Source organism: Lysinibacillus xylanilyticus (assembly GCF_001708185.1).
Lineage (GTDB): Bacteria > Bacillota > Bacilli > Bacillales_A > Planococcaceae > Lysinibacillus > Lysinibacillus xylanilyticus_A.
In genome coordinates, this window is sequence record NZ_MDDN01000016.1 from 1 (window position 1) to 15,423 (window position 15,423).

The following is a 15,423-nucleotide window of genomic DNA, read 5'->3' on the forward strand; positions in this document are numbered from 1 at the left end:
GAAAATCGTAAGGTCTTTTAGTCGTGCGAAAATTTAGTTGTAGTTGGGAGGGGTACCCCTCCCAACTACAACTAAATCAAAAAACAAAAGAAATTAAAGAATTACACTTGACTGGAGGTAAGAAAAGAGGCTGGGATAGAACTCGATTATTTTGAAAAATAGCAAAAACAGATAATAACTTTTTCACTTCAATGAGTAGAGTGTTCCTTCCTAAATCAAAAAAATGTCAGACCAATTGCAATCGGTCTAACATTTTTTCTTTTTGTCTCAGCCTCTACTTTACTTCAAACCATGTTTGACTGTGACCATTCATTGTTTTTTCGACATGTAAAACTGCGGGCATTGTAGCTTTTAATTCTGCAACGTGTGATATGACACCAATCATGCGTCCAGAATCTTGTAAATCAATAAGCGTATCAATCGCCTTATTTAATGCTTCTTCATCGAGAGAACCAAAGCCTTCATCAATAAACATTGTTTCTATGCGGATATTCCCCTGAAAGCTTTGAATGACATCTGCCATACCAAGAGCAAGACTTAAAGATGCATTAAACTTTTCTCCACCTGATAATGTTTTCACATCTCGTAATTGATCCGTGTAGGCATCATATACATCTAGTCCAAGTCCACTTTGCTTAGCATGCTTTTCTAAACGATCTGAACGTCGGAGCTCAAATTGGCCATTGGATAAATGGTGTAGACGGATGTTTGCTGCCTCTGTAATTTTGTCTAAATAATTGATTTGAATATAACGCTCAAAGGACAGCTTTTTCGCATTCTGTCCATTTAACATTGCATAGAGCTCCTTCACTCGTCCTGCCTCTTTTTCAAGTAAGCGTATCTCTTGCTCCGCTTCCTCGACCTTTTCGATAAAGTCTGCGCAAGCTTGCGCAAATCCTTCCATCTGCTGCAAAACTTTAAAAGCTTCCTCATATGTTACACGAAGCATCTCTAACTTTTCTTCCATTACCGTTAAATCTTGTTTTTCTTGTCCTTTAAGATGCTTTGCTCCCTCAGTAATTTGTACCTGCAACGTATTTATTTGCAGAGCGTAATCACTACAAGCCTTCCGTAAAGTCTCTATTTGTAACACGCTACGCTTCGCCACAGCATACTCTTCGTAGCTTTCAAAGCCTGCTTCCTTCATACTTACTGAAAATTGCTCACGCTTTTCATCCATTTTCAGTTTTAATTCTTCGTAAGCTTGTTTAGTTATTCCTAGGGCCATTCTAGCATTATTTGTTGCTTCTTTGGCCGACTGTAAATTTTGCTGACTAGCATGCCAAGCAGTTTGTAAAGCCACCTTGTGGGAACCTATATCGGCAATCGCCTGCTTTAATGATTGTAACGTCTTAAGGTTTTCTGGAATTTGCTTTTGTTGCTCTTCCACAATTGCTTGTTGCTTTGTAAATTCCTTCGTCTTTTCAGCTAAATATTGCTCTAGCTTTATTTGCTTTTCTTGTAGCTGCTCCATTCGTGCACGATAATCCTTTTGTTGCACGCGTACATTAGCTAATTGATTGCTCACTACTTTTAAAATTGTAATTTGTTGCTCTATATTTTGTAAGGAAGCTACAATTTGCGCTTGATTCGCTTGATCAATCTCATTAGATGCTAACTGCTCTTGCGCCTCTTGTAAAAGTTGCTTTGTAGAATTTAATAAAGCTTCTTTCTCTAAAAACTTGCGCTCATCAGTAGCCGCCTTTACTCGTAAAACTTCTACTTGTGCTAATTCGATCATCTCTAATTGTTCGCGATGTGTTTCAAGATGTGTTGTACTACCACACACTGGGCAAGGCTCCCCGTCCTTCAGCTGCTGCGCTAAAATACTTGCCTGACTTGCAATCCATTGCTGCTCTAACTGTTGAAGAGCCTGCTTACTTTCTTGATAGTGGGCGTTAGTAGTGCTTACTTCGTGCTCCGCAGTCTCAACTGCTCTAGTGTATTTTTCAACTTGCGCTAGTAAGGATACTTGCTCTTTTAGCTTCGGTAGCTGTTCTAAATACCCCTCATATGGCTCCAATTGTGTTTCATATTGCTCCATTGTTGTTGTGAGTTGCTGAAATTGCCTTTGTTCTTTTTCTACGATTGTACTATTATCGTCTACAGCTCGCTTTGCTGTTACAACATATTGTTCAGCTATTTGCATTTGCTGAACGTTTTTCTCATAGGCCTCAAATTTCGGCAATAATGCTTGTAGCTGTAATTCCTGTTGTAAAACTTGCTGACGTTCAGGCTCTTTCGCCTCTTCAATGGTAAATTTCTCTTGTGCTATTTTTAACTGAGATTCTGCGTTTTGCTGTTCGACCATTGTTTGCTGATAGGATTGTTCTTTACGATTTTGCTCGGCACGTAAGTCGATGCATTGTTGCTCAAGTATGAGGAGACGCTCCGCTTGCTCTGCCAATGCAATTTCACGTTCTTTTGCACTATATATCTCTTGTTCTTGTAGCAATGCCTGCAGACGGTTCTGACGATTGATTTGCTCGTCAAATTGGTCATTGAGTGTTTTCGCTATACTATAATATTCTTGTTCTTTTTGATGATGCACATAAGCTTCTTTATAGCGCTGCTGTTCTACTTGTATACATTCAGTATAGTAGACCTGCTCCTCATCTAGAGCCTTCTTCAGCTGATGCATATTTTCGGTATTATTATTAATACAAGTAAATAAAGATGATGAACGCTGTGGTAAAGCCCCTGCAATTTGGCCAAGAAGATGCTCCTTTAATTGTTTAGCACGAAGCAAATCACTTTCAGCTTCTTTTCGTTTCGCATCAAGTCTTTTTGTCATAGCACCAAAGCGGTCTGTTTTAAAAATTTTGCGCAAAATCACTTCTTTATTTGTAGAATCCGAGGTTAATAGCTTGCGAAATTCACCTTGCGGCAGCATCACAATTTGGCTAAACTGATCTTTTGTTAGACCTATTATTTCTTGTAGCTTTTTATCTACCTCAAGCGTTTGTTGCTTTTCTACAATACTAAAATCAAGTTTGTCTTCTTTAATTTCAGCCAGTTCAATTTTCTTTCCAGTAACACTTTTATTTTTGGCTTTAATATGACCCGGCTGACGTAAAATTTGATAAGCCTTACCATGCATTTCAAAGATGAGTTCTACAGCAGTATACACATCATCATCTGCAAATCCACTTCGTAGCATAGCAGTATCCTGACGATCCTCACCGCTACCCGCTCCATAAAGTGCAAAGCAAATAGCATCAAAAATTGTCGTTTTCCCCGCACCTGTTTTTCCGGAAATCGCAAATAAACGATGGTCACCGAGCTGTTGAAAATCAATCACTTCTGTGTTTTTATATGGACCGAATGCAGTAATCGTTAACTTTAATGGCTTCATTTTACTGTCTCTCGCTCCTCATCTAATAATTCCTGCAGCATCTCTGTAAATAGACGCTCTGTATCTTGATCTGGCTGTACACCAATTATATCTTTAAAAAATGATCGCAATAAATCGATGTCTTCTACCTTTTCCGTCTCAACCGCTTGAATTTCATGTTGGATTTCTTGGCGTAATGCTTTACGCTCAACATGCATTGCATGAGGAAACACTGTCCGGATACGTTCCATCGGCGAAGCTACTGACGTCGTATCTGTTAAGCGGACAAATACATAATCATCACTTGGTGATAATTTCAATAAATCATCCATTAAACCCTCTACCACACGTAAATCTCGTCTCGGTACAAGCTTTCGTTTTGTTACAGCGATATCTCCCTGTGCATCTAGCTCAACGATTAAAAAGCCCTTCTCATGTAAGTGCTCAGATAATGAATACTTCAATGGAGAGCCAGCATAGCGAATCGTGTCATTCAATACAAAATGCGCTTTATGTAAATGCCCAAGCGCCGTGTAGTTGAAAGACTTAAATAACGCTGCATTTATACAATCCGAACCTCCTATCGATAGAGGGCGCTCAGAATCACTAGTATTTGCTTCTTCCTCACCATACTTCGTTACAAATGCATGTCCAATAAAAACATTACGCTTTGTCGTATCCATACTTTGTACAATATGATCAATTATTTTTTCCATAGCATCTTGATGAGATCGAATGGAATCATCATCTAAAATAGTCCTTACTGAAGCTGGTTCTGCATATGGTACGAGATGAAAATGTACTTCACCATTCGCATCATGTAAAACGATCGGTGCATGATCTTTCGTAAATTGACCTTTAATATGTAAGCCACTATCGCTCATTAAACTACTGCCAAAGTTCAATCGACCTGCACTATCGTGGTTCCCGGCAACTGCTAACACCGGGATTTTCTTCTCAAGTATAATTTCCGCCAAAATATCATTTAGTAAATTCACTGCCTCTATAGGGGGCATCGAACGGTCATATAAATCACCTGCTATAATGATTACATCCGGTTTTTCCTCATCAATAGCTTGCATAAATTGCTGTAAAATATAATGCTGATCCTCCGTCATGTATACGCCTTGTACAAGCTTCCCTAAATGCCAATCTGCTGTATGAAATATTTTCATTCTTTGCGCCTCCTGTCTATTTCATTTTATCATGGCTGATAGATTGATTGTTTTTCCTTTTATTAGTTTAAAAATTATAATTAGGCTCCTTGCCATACTGTGGGGACCTGAGGTGTCGGGGGAACTGTCGCTCTGAGGGTTCTTTCCGTCGCTTCGGTTCTTGCCGTCGCTCTGAGGGTTCCTTCCGTCGCTTCGGCGATTCCTTCCGTCGTTCTGTGGTTCTTTCCGTCACTCCGACAATTCTTTCCGTCACTTCGGTTCTTTCCGTCGCTCTGAGGGTTCTTTCCGTCACTCCGACAATTCTTTCCGTCGCTTCGGTTCTTTCCGTCGCTCTGAGGGTTCCTTCCGTCACTTCGGCGATTCTTTCCGTCGTTCTGTGAGTTCTTTCCGTCACTCCGACAATTCTTTCCGTCACTTCGGTTCCTTCCGTCGCTTCGACAATTCTTTCCGTCGCTCCATCGATTCTATCCGTCGTCCTGAGATTCTATCCATCACTTTTATCGATTTACATAAAAAAGAGCATCATTGCCGATGCCCTATTGTAAATATTTAATATTGAAATGTTCTTTATGACAGAATTGCTCTAACCTTCTCCATAAAAGCAGCATATCCAGTAAAACCTTGAATGATGCTTGCAGCAGGACTTGGCTGTTCTTGTTCTTGTTCTTTTTCTTGTTCTTTTTCTTGTTCTTTTTTCTGCTCAGCCTTCTCTTGCTGCTCTAAAATCTGCTCAAATGATATCGGGTTTGGTTTCGGCAGTTCATTTGAAGAAATAGCTAGTGCGTTACTGCCACTATATTCATGTAAAAATGCATTAGCCATTTGACGATAGCCTTCAAAATTTGGATGTACATCAGAGATATTAGGTAAAAGGTTCGTCGCGTTTAACCCGAAAGCATCATACACGTTTACATAAGTTGCACCAGCATGTTCTGCCTGTTGCTGTAAAATTGTATTTAGCTTGATGAGCTGTGCATTTGTGCCTTCTTTCTGCGTAGCGTGCACATTGGGATAGGCAAAATAATAGCCCATGACAAAGATCTTTGCTTTAGGCGCTCGCACTTTCAATTCCTCTAAAATCTCTACCATATTTTTTCTGACAACATTTAATGCATAATCAGTTTGCAGCTGTGAAAAGGCTAATGTGCCCGCAGTCGGATTGACCTGTACGAGACGTAGTAAATCATTGGCACCTGCCGAAATAGTGATAAGTGTTGCATTAGCTAATAAACCACTTGCTTCCTCTGACTTTACTCGTTTCAAAACATCAGCTGTAGTGAAACCTGGGAAAGCGAGCTCCTTCGTATAGAAACTCAATTGCCCAGTCATCCCTAATCTCATGGCGATTAAATCACTATAGCCTGCATCAATCTGTCCATAAGGTGTTTGACCAGCCGCCAATGAATCGCCAATTGACAGATAGTTCTCACTCTGAGCAAAAGCAGATGAAACACCAAATACCATCGTAAGTATAACTGTACCAATTAAGCTTAGTAATCGTTTCATCTGCTCAACTCCTGTTCTTTACTTAAAATGCCCAGCTACCTTTGCGGAAAATTGGCTCTACAGTTCCATCTGGTAAAATACCATCAATGTCCATCTCACCACTGCCAATCATAAAGTCCTCATGTGTTACTGAAATATTTGCTCCTAATGCTTCAAGCTGTCCATTTTCCAAATCTCTTCCACCCTCCAAGCAAGTTGGATAAGCTTCGCCAATCGCTAAATGGTTCGATGCATTTTCATCAAATAACGTGTTAAAATATAAAATTTCTGATGCTGAAATTGGTGATTCATGTGGTACAAGTGCTACCTCACCTAAATAGCAAGAACCTTCATCTACATGAATAAGCTCCTGTAATAAATCATGTCCTACCTGTGCTTCAGCCTTAATAATTTCGCCTTCTTCAAATGTCAGTTTAAAGCCATCAATAATATTCCCTTGATAAACTAATGGTTTTGAATTGCTGACATAACCATTTACACCTTGCTTCAGCGGTAACGTATAAACCTCTTCCGTTGGCATATTAGCAATAAAGACCGTATCATCTGGCGTTTTACTACCTCCAGTAAGCCATTTATGCTGTGGCGCTAACGCAATTGTTAAATCAGTGCCTGGTGCTGTATAGTGAAGCTTCGCGTATTTTTTACTATTTAGTAGGGCTGCACGAGATTCTAAATTCTTTACATGTTCACGCCAGTTTTCAACAGCGTTCCCATCACCGATACGAACCGTTTTAAAAATAGCTTCCCATAGTGCTGGTACTTGTTCTTCAACACCTAAGTTCGGGAATACTTTCGCTGCCCATTTAGGAGAAGGTACAGCAACAATCGACCAAGCTATTAAATCCTTCATTACGGCGTTGCGATAGTTTTTCAGTGCAGCTCCTGACACCTTTTGATGTGTTGCTAGACGGTCTGCTGGAATACCTGCTAATTTATCAGGATCTGCAGCATCAATCCATAATAGTGCCCCTTTACGTTCAATCAGCTCATCACGCATTTTAACTACCCATTCAGGGAAACGATTAAATTCCTCATCTGAGGCATGCTCAAAATAAGCACGATCCATTTCATCATCTGATAAGTTTACATGGACACGACCTGCTCCAGCCTTATAAGCCTCTTTCACAACTAAACGTGCAAAGTCCAGTGCATCCACTGATGTATTGACTAATAAGTATTGCCCTGGCTGAATATTGACACCAACTTTTACTGCAAGCTCTGCGTATGCTTGTAATTTTTCTTCAAAAGTCATATTATTTCCCTCGCTTCTGTGAAATTGTTTTTGAATTACCTTCCACTAGCTTGCTATCGTGCCATATTTTTTGCACAGGCTTGCCAGGAATTTCTCTTGTCCATTTTTTATACGTTTTTTCATCATGATAAGATAATAACGTCAATACTTCACCATCTGCTCCAGCACGACCTGTGCGGCCAGAACGATGCAAATATTGTTCAATTGTTCGTGGGACATCAACATGAATAACATGTGTTAAACCTGCAATATCTAAACCACGTGCAGCAATATCTGTCGCAATTAAAATACGCGCCTCTCCTTTACGGAAAGCATCTAACGCTTTTTTACGTTCTTCTTTTTTCATATCAGAGTGTAATGTCACAATCGGTGCAGAACGGTATTGTAATTTCGTTTCTTTCATCAGCAATTGATCAATATTGTTGACGAAAGCCAATGCACGTAATCCTTCCGTATGCGATAGTCGGCGTAGGAAATCGGTTTTATCTCGCTCCTCCACTTTCACGAAAGAGTGCACAACTTTACCAACCTTTAACATATCTTCAGGCTTAATTTTGAAGCGTACTGGCTCGAACATCATACGACTAGCCACTAGTTCAATTTCCTCGGTAATTGTTGCAGAAACAACAACTACTTGTCGCCCATATGCTGAACCTTCGATAAAGGATTTTACGACAACACGATATTCACGACTAAGTAACTGATCACACTCATCTAAAATGACTGTTTCAATTTCTTTTAGCTTTAATTTCCCAGCACGCGCTAACTCATTTAATCGACCAGGTGTTCCTACAACGATTGTCGGTTTTTTCTTTAACTTTTCGATTTGACGTGCAGAGTTTGCACCACCAATTAATTGTTGAACTGTAATATCAGAACCTGCTGTCCATTCACGGATAACCTCTACAATTTGCATCGCTAACTCCTGTGATGGGGCTACGATAAGTCCTTGTGTTTGTTTTTTTGAGCCGTTAACTTTATTTAGTAATGGCAGCACATAAGCTAAAGTCTTCCCCGATCCTGTCGGCGATTCAGCTACAATATCTTTGCCATCAAGCATTGCTGGAATCATTTCTTCTTGAATTTTCATCGGTTCTTCAAATTTCCATTTTGCTTGTAAATCTTCATTTAATAAATTTATTACTGACATGTAATTTCCCACCTTCTATCTGCTTGACACTAGTTTAACACACTAATCATTTTCCTACTTCATATGTACGTAAACCATTGTTTAATCGTTTCAATAAAAATTCTTTAAACAAATAAATCTACTCACTCATACACGGTATTTGTAAGCTCTAAAACCCTTTCACTTGAGCTGCCTTAAAGGCTAGAGGCTTACCCGCGAAAAGCGAGCAGATTTTATTTGAATCATTCAATTGTTAACCTACTATGTCATAGCCACATGCTAAAATAGCGCGTTCTGCTAAAACAATTAATGAGTCAATATATTTATCACTTAACTTTAAATCTCGATTGACGATAGATAATTCTGTACATCCTAACACGATACGATCACAATTAAGTGCCAGCATCGCCTCTTCTATCGGCTGCCAATCCTCCTTAGAGACATCCTTTCCAGCCTTTACGTAATCGTAAATGATAGACATAACTTTTTCTTTCATAGTATCGTCTGGGACAACTGGTGTTATACCAAATTCCTCTAACGCATCTTGATACATGCGTGAAGTTAATGTACCTGTTGTCGCTAAAATGCCGACACGCTCTGCCCCTAAGTCATAGGCACGCTTTGCGGTTTCACGAATCATATGCAACACGGGAACTGGGGAGCCTTCAACGATATCATCATAAAAGGTATGTGCTGTATTGCACGGAATAGCAATCATATCTGCTCCGACAGAAGCAAGCTTTTTAGCATCTGCGACTATCACTGGAACCGGATTTTCCTTTGTATTATCTAAAATAAAGGCAGTACGATCAGGGATATTCGTATCATTATCAATAATTGTATGTAGATGCTCCTGATCCTTCGTTGCCTTCGTACGTCTTACAATCATTTCACCAATAAACATTGTTGCAAGTGGACCAACGCCACCAATAATACCTAAAGTTTGTTTTTTCATGAGTTAGACAGACCTTTGTTGTTAAAATATTTCTTATATTTGCGATAAAAGCTTAAATTATCGATCGTTACATTCAACCAACGTTTGGCATTCATATCCTTGTAATTAAAAATAGAATCTGTTGCAAGTCCTTGGCGAATAAGACTTTTTGCTTCTATCACCAGTTGTTCATTTTGTACATATTTAAAGAGTACACCGTTTGGCACAATTGTCCAAAGATGCTTGTTCTGCACATATGTTAGCTGTTGCTTGCTACCACGAATGAAATCATCGGCAACATATTGCATTAAGTTATAGCCACTTGCTGTCACATAATAATTCGAAAGCTCATTATGTAATTCAATACTTAATAATTTATATTGACCATCACGTTCATCAAACTTCATATCGAACGTAGCAAATCCCTGGAACTGTATTTCCTCCAGAAACGATTTCACACAATCCATTAAATCCTTATCATATGTCGTCATAATTGCTACATAGCGTCCAATACCTTCTGGAGAATGCTCCTCTAAAATTGGGTTACCTATAGAAAGTAGCTTTGCCTTACCATCTTGTCCAACATAAGCATTTACGACACGCATCTTCGCATCTTCGCCAGGAATATATTGCTGGATCATTAAGTCATCTCGGTATGCCGATTCTTTATAAATCGCATGGAAAATGGCATCCTTTTCCTCATGATCACGTGCAATATACACATTTTTCTTATCAGGGAAAATACATGACGCATACTTTGTCATATTCAAAGGCTTAATGACAACCGGATAATCAAAAGGTATATCAAATTCCTCATAATCATTCACTGTGCAAACATGCATCGCTGGATATTGAAAACCAAAATCCGCACAAAGTTCATACATACTCTCACGTGTTAATAGCTGATTAGCAAGCTTGGCATCAACATATGGAACTACAAAATATTTAGCTAGTTCCTCTTTATGTTGGACAATTTTCTTCACATAAAATTCATCACAGGCTAATAACAGTAGTTTTTTACCTGCATATTCCTCCGCAATTGCCTTTAAAGCGACTACAAATCTTTCATCAATATGAAGCCTTGGTACTTCACGGAATGTTAATAAGTCACTCTGTTGTATTTTCTCCATATTAGTATGGTTTAATGCTAGTGGTTTAACTCCATATGACTCGTAAAATGCTCTCGCCATGCCGTAAGCATTCATTTCATCTCCTAATAAAACCGGTAAAAAAGCGTGCTCAATGGCCATTCTGCTCAACTCACTTTAGCTTTTTTTTAGGCTGTTCACCATAATGTGGGGTTGATTTCCGTTTCGACTAAGCGCTTTCTTGGGGGCACCTAGCCTTCTCTATACACGGTATACATTTAAATAATTGTCTTCCCTAACTTTTAGTGATGAGCCTTTTTTATTAGTGTAACATACTTTCCTTGTACTCCTGATAACTCTCTAGCATCTATTTATGAACTGCTACAGCTTGTTTACCTAACTCTTGATAGCTTTTAAAAAATTGATCCACATTATAAGTGACAAAGCCTTTTAATGGATCCATAACGACTACTTTATCGCCTAAATGCCCTGTTAAGACAACCGCATGCAAGTTCATGTACGCTTCATGTGGCACTGTTTCACCTTCATAGATCCAGCCCTTACCTGGATCTTTTTCAGGAGTTGATAAATCCAATGTCACCCATGTCACCACTGGTACTCCCTCTTGGACAAGCTGTAAGATTTCATCCTGTGAGGCATTACTCATATTTGTGACACGTAAATCTGCTTTTTTATCTGCTATAACTGCCTCTGCCGCCTTTACAATCGGTGCGGCAAAAACATACATACCGTGTGTTTTTTCACGGGGATTCCCTGCAAAAGCCTGGTCTGGATTTGGACCAACGCGTTGTCCTCCTACAGTACGTATATCTTGCTTTGGTAAATACTTATCAGCCATTTCAAGCTTTGTAACATTCATTCCATAATAATTTAAGACAGCTGTTAACGATGTTATTTCACAGCCATGTGGTAGTTCAGGATTTTGCATAACAACTGGGACACCCAGCTCTTGCTTGTCCCTTGAAAAATATGTCTCCAATCGATAATACGGCTTTGTCGAATCATATGTAAAATTTTCGATTGTCGTATAGCCATCGTTTTTCTTACTATTTTCAAGCGTAGTTGCAGCAATAGCATATTCCCGTCCTTCTTTCAGTTTCGAAAATTTCGCTTCTCCCTCATCAGAGCCAACCACATCCTCAACGATTTCACCTGTCTCTACATCTGTGACAGTTACGTAAAGGTTAGGAATCGGTGCACCACTATTAAACTCTACCGTTAATACAGTTAATTCACTCTTTTGCCTTTCCTGCTGAGAAAACTGATTACAGCTCGAAAGTAGCATGGTTATCGTTATACCTATTAGTAAAAGGCGTTTATTCCTCGTCCACAAGACAAATTCCGCTCCTATCCAGTTTGAAGATCATCACTTCACTTCTATTATTTCAATTTGTCGTAGACTCTATTATACGCTAGTTTCATAGACGTTCCTATTTTAACTTGGTTCGCCCTTTACATGTAAAAAAATGACTCAGGTTTTAGCCCTCATTCAGCAGACGACCAAATCAATTACTGATTTTGCTACTTTCGAGTTTCACAGTTTACATGCTCAATTTAGAGTGTACTTACTTTTGGACGCAATGTATGCTTTAACACTTTACCAGAAGCATTACGTGGCAATTCTTCTAAAAATTCAATTTCATGTGGCACTTTATATTTCGCCAACTGATTCCGACAATAAGCCAATATCGCCTCTTCATCAAGGGACTTTCCTTCCTTCAAAACGACAAATGCTTTCGGAACCTCACCATATACTTCATGAGGTAAACCTACAACTGCAGCTTCAAAAATTTCTGGCAGTTGATATAAAACCTCTTCTACCTCGATAGGATAGATATTTTCGCCACCACGAATGATCATATCTTTTTTACGATCGACAATATAGAGATAGCCTTCTTCATCAAAACGTCCTAAATCTCCTGAATAGAGCCAGCCATCTTTAATTGTTCTCGCTGTTTCTTCAGGATTACGTAAATAGCCTTTCATCACCTGTGGTCCTCTGACACAAATTTCTCCTACTCCACCTGCTGGCACAGTTTCGCCAAAGCTACCCACAACACGAACGTCTGTCTGTGCTAATGGTTTTCCGACTGATCCAATCTTTGTCAATGCATCGACATCTAAAAGGGAAGTGGCAGCAGGAGAATTTTCAGTCTGTCCATATAGGTTTTGTACTTTCACATTAAGGAACGTCTCTTTCACTTGCTTAACAAGCTCGTATGGCATTGGTGCTGCCCCGTAACATAATAAGCGTAAATTTTTAAATGTATGTTCCTTAAAGTCAGATGTATTTAAAATAATCGTATACATGGAAGGAACACCAAAGAAAATTGTCGCTGCTGTTGAAGCAAGCTGTTCTAATGTATTGGTCGAAGAAAAAGCCTCTTCAATTACAATAGTACCGCCTTTATAAAACATCGGCATCGCAAATACATGAAGCCCTGCACAATGAAATAAAGGCGTACAAATAAACATTCTATCCTCATTGGTCATATTCATAGATAACGACCATATTTCCGCTGAGGATACAATATTTTGATGTGTTAACATAACGCCTTTTGGTTTACCAGTCGTACCAGAAGTATACATAACAACCGCTGTATCATGAGGCTCCAAATTGACAACTTGCCTTTGACCTGTATAGTTCTTAATAACTTCTTTCATTTCTTTAAACCCTACAATATGTTGAAATGGATATGAAATATCTGCGAGTATATCTTCTAATCTTTCATCATAAATAAGACCTTTAGCTTCTGAATGGTTAAAAATAAATTCGACCTCTGGGGCAGCTAATTTTGTATTAATAGGCATCACCACAAATCCAGCTAATTGAACACCAATATAAGCGATTAAAAATAAATCCGAATTAAGCGTATAGAGTGCAATCACATCATCTTTTTCATAGCCCTGCTCTTGTAAGTACGCTGCAAATTTTTCTGCACATTTATAAAAATCACTATAGCTCATCTTTTTGCCATCGTATAACGTTGCAATTCCTTGTGGTTGTTGTTTAGCGTAGTTTTGAACAATTTCTGTCATTAACATCGTCATCAAAAGCCCCCCAATTTTTAATATGCATCCCCCTCATATTGCGTAGAATCTCCATAAAAGAAGAACCGTTACGATAATATGAAAATTCAGAAAATTATACTTACATTTTATCAAGCTATTAAAAAGTTAGCAATTTTTCTACACATAAGAAAATATGAGTCTCATCACAGAAAGTTAAAGATAACATTTTGCTAAGCACCAGTCGGAACGGAAATCAACCACACGTTATGGTGATGAACCAAACCTTTCACGTTTCTATTAAGTTCTGTTAGGTGTATGATAGTTGTACATATTTTTAGGAAAGGCATGGTTAAAATGCTGTATGCACTTTTAGGAGATTTACATTCTAATATAGAAGATACGAAGGCAGTTTTAGCCCATATTGAGCAAACTGCGAAAGATGCAAGGATATTAGGATTAGGTGATTTATATGAATGTACTGTCAGTAAAATAAAGGCACAAACAATGTCCGCTTTACCGCTTCAAAAAGCTGCAATAGTGGAAAATGATTTTGAAGAGCTACTAACATTCCCCTCTATTCGCGGCAATCAAGAGGAGCGTATTACACATGTAACGGGCATCAAACGTTTTACAGAACTACCTGAAACAATCGAAATTGATGGTGCCACACTTATGCACGGACATCAATTTCAATGGAGTGTGACATGGCAGCCTACATTTCCCCTATTCAAAAAACCGCTTCTTTTCTTCGGACATAGTCATGAGTCAGGTATTTATCATCAAAATAAAAAGCTACCTATTCATATTCGCTTTGGCCAACCGATCGCATTACAAGAAAAGCACTACGGCATCAATGTTGGCTCTGTCGTCGATCACCGTGAGTGGTGTCTCTATGATAGTGATAAACGAACAGTAACATTTATGTGCGCCTCTTCTGTCAATAAGGTTCGCGTTTAAGATTCACGCAAGTCTACATACGACAATTGCCTTGCTTACCGTAGCGTCGCAGATGAGACCCTGGAGCGCTAACGAAGCGGCTCATCGGACGCCCCCAGGAAGCTTTGCTCTGCGCGAAAGCGAAGCGTCAGCGGCATTGTTTTATCTGCGCGAAAGCGAAGCGGCAGCAGCAAGGCGCCCAGTCAGAACGGAAATCAACCACACGTAATGGTGATGCGCCTACTTTTTTGTAAATCATCACATCCACAAAAAAACGCTAAAATCGACTTCGACTCTAGCGTTTTTCACCAAACTAGCAATATTCACAGTCCTGTAAAGCATCGAGTAATTTTTCCATGTCGCAAATTTGATCGCACATCGTTTGAATCATATTTTTCAGGATGGGTATTAATTCTTGGCAAATACAGAACCTTAAAACATTTTGCGCTAGTCGAACTCCTCCCTGATGGTGAACAATCATTTCTCGAAGATAGTTTATATTAATGTTATTAGAAACTGGTGGTAAGCTCATTGCCTTGAACATAGCTTCAGTAATTTCTTTATAGGCACACATATATTCGTATAATTCATATTCTGAATTTTGTACGATACAGCATCTATTTTGGATCGCTTCTAGACATTCAACAACCTCTGCACTTGTATCTATTATTTCTAATGCAAGATTTTGTACAGGTATATTTGTTGTGTATCGCAAAACATTTTCTGACATTTTAATAGCAGCTACTTGATGCGGTAAAATTTGCTTAATAAAATTTTCTGAAATGCTACAGGTAAGGGTCACATAGGTCATGCCCTGAATCATTTTATCGAGAATCCTTTGGTATTCCGCTAAATAAGCCTTTGTAACATTACTGAGTTCAATTGGTTTAGTCATTAGACACACTCCTTTCAGAGTAATGTATGCCTGATCGGTTGTAGTGTGGTAGACAATTGTACCAACTGATGATATTTATTCCCCATCGTTTTTGATAGCAATATTTTATGACTAGCAATGTGCTTTTGCCACAAAAACGAA

13 protein-coding genes are annotated in these 15,423 nt (G+C 38.9%); 2 read left to right on the forward strand and 11 right to left on the reverse strand.

The genetic code is table 11. The features are described 5' to 3' along the window. Positions 1-274: 274 nt before the first annotated feature. From BFJ97_RS19600 to BFJ97_RS19645, 10 genes are all read right to left on the reverse strand, one after another. Positions 275-3,355 (reverse strand): AAA family ATPase, encoded by a 3,081-nt coding sequence (locus tag BFJ97_RS19600; protein WP_068986331.1) that lies wholly within the window; start codon positions 3,353-3,355, stop codon positions 275-277. Continuing rightward, positions 3,352-4,509: an exonuclease SbcCD subunit D gene (locus tag BFJ97_RS19605; protein ID WP_068986332.1), complete on the reverse strand. Its 1,158-nt coding sequence runs from the start codon at positions 4,507-4,509 to the stop codon at positions 3,352-3,354. Before BFJ97_RS19605 ends, BFJ97_RS19600 begins: the two co-directional genes overlap by 4 nt. 67 nt (positions 4,510-4,576) lie before the next feature. Then, positions 4,577-4,924, reverse strand: a complete 348-nt coding sequence (locus BFJ97_RS19610) for a hypothetical protein (RefSeq protein ID WP_068986333.1) — start codon at positions 4,922-4,924, stop codon at positions 4,577-4,579. Positions 4,925-5,076: 152 nt separating this feature from the next. After that, complete coding sequence (locus BFJ97_RS19615) at positions 5,077-6,015, reverse strand: SGNH/GDSL hydrolase family protein (RefSeq protein ID WP_068986334.1); 939 nt, start codon at positions 6,013-6,015, stop codon at positions 5,077-5,079. A gap of 22 nt (positions 6,016-6,037) precedes the next feature. After that, a complete protein-coding gene (locus BFJ97_RS19620; RefSeq protein WP_068986335.1) occupies positions 6,038-7,267 on the reverse strand; it encodes an aminopeptidase in 1,230 nt (409 codons plus the stop codon). 1 nt (position 7,268) lies between these two features. Beyond that, a complete protein-coding gene (locus BFJ97_RS19625; protein ID WP_068986336.1) occupies positions 7,269-8,417 on the reverse strand; it encodes a DEAD/DEAH box helicase in 1,149 nt (382 codons plus the stop codon). A gap of 232 nt (positions 8,418-8,649) precedes the next feature. Next, entirely contained in the window at positions 8,650-9,351 is a 702-nt protein-coding gene (locus tag BFJ97_RS19630) for an aspartate/glutamate racemase family protein (protein WP_068986337.1), read from the reverse strand. Beyond that, a complete protein-coding gene (locus tag BFJ97_RS19635; RefSeq protein ID WP_068986338.1) occupies positions 9,348-10,580 on the reverse strand; it encodes a carboxylate--amine ligase in 1,233 nt (410 codons plus the stop codon). The genes BFJ97_RS19630 and BFJ97_RS19635 overlap by 4 nt, the downstream gene beginning before the upstream one ends. Positions 10,581-10,785: 205 nt before the next feature. After that, positions 10,786-11,772 carry a C39 family peptidase gene (locus BFJ97_RS19640; RefSeq protein WP_068986339.1) on the reverse strand — a complete coding sequence of 329 codons (987 nt, stop codon included), beginning with the start codon at positions 11,770-11,772 and terminating at the stop codon, positions 10,786-10,788. Between the two features lie 221 nt (positions 11,773-11,993). Beyond that, positions 11,994-13,490 (reverse strand): class I adenylate-forming enzyme family protein, encoded by a 1,497-nt coding sequence (locus tag BFJ97_RS19645; RefSeq protein WP_068986340.1) that lies wholly within the window; start codon positions 13,488-13,490, stop codon positions 11,994-11,996. Between the two features lie 315 nt (positions 13,491-13,805). On the opposite strand from BFJ97_RS19645, the gene BFJ97_RS19650 reads away from it, so the two are divergent. Both BFJ97_RS19650 and BFJ97_RS24895 read left to right on the forward strand, forming a co-directional pair. Beyond that, positions 13,806-14,408, forward strand: coding sequence for a metallophosphoesterase family protein (locus tag BFJ97_RS19650; RefSeq protein WP_068986396.1), 603 nt, complete (start codon positions 13,806-13,808; stop codon positions 14,406-14,408). 52 nt (positions 14,409-14,460) lie between these two features. Further along, positions 14,461-14,616 carry a hypothetical protein gene (locus tag BFJ97_RS24895; protein ID WP_175401816.1) on the forward strand — a complete coding sequence of 52 codons (156 nt, stop codon included), beginning with the start codon at positions 14,461-14,463 and terminating at the stop codon, positions 14,614-14,616. A gap of 84 nt (positions 14,617-14,700) precedes the next feature. Here the strand turns inward: BFJ97_RS24895 and BFJ97_RS19655 are convergent, their stop codons facing one another. Next, positions 14,701-15,282 (reverse strand): DUF305 domain-containing protein, encoded by a 582-nt coding sequence (locus BFJ97_RS19655; RefSeq protein ID WP_068986341.1) that lies wholly within the window; start codon positions 15,280-15,282, stop codon positions 14,701-14,703. Between the last annotated feature and the right edge of the window lie 141 nt (positions 15,283-15,423).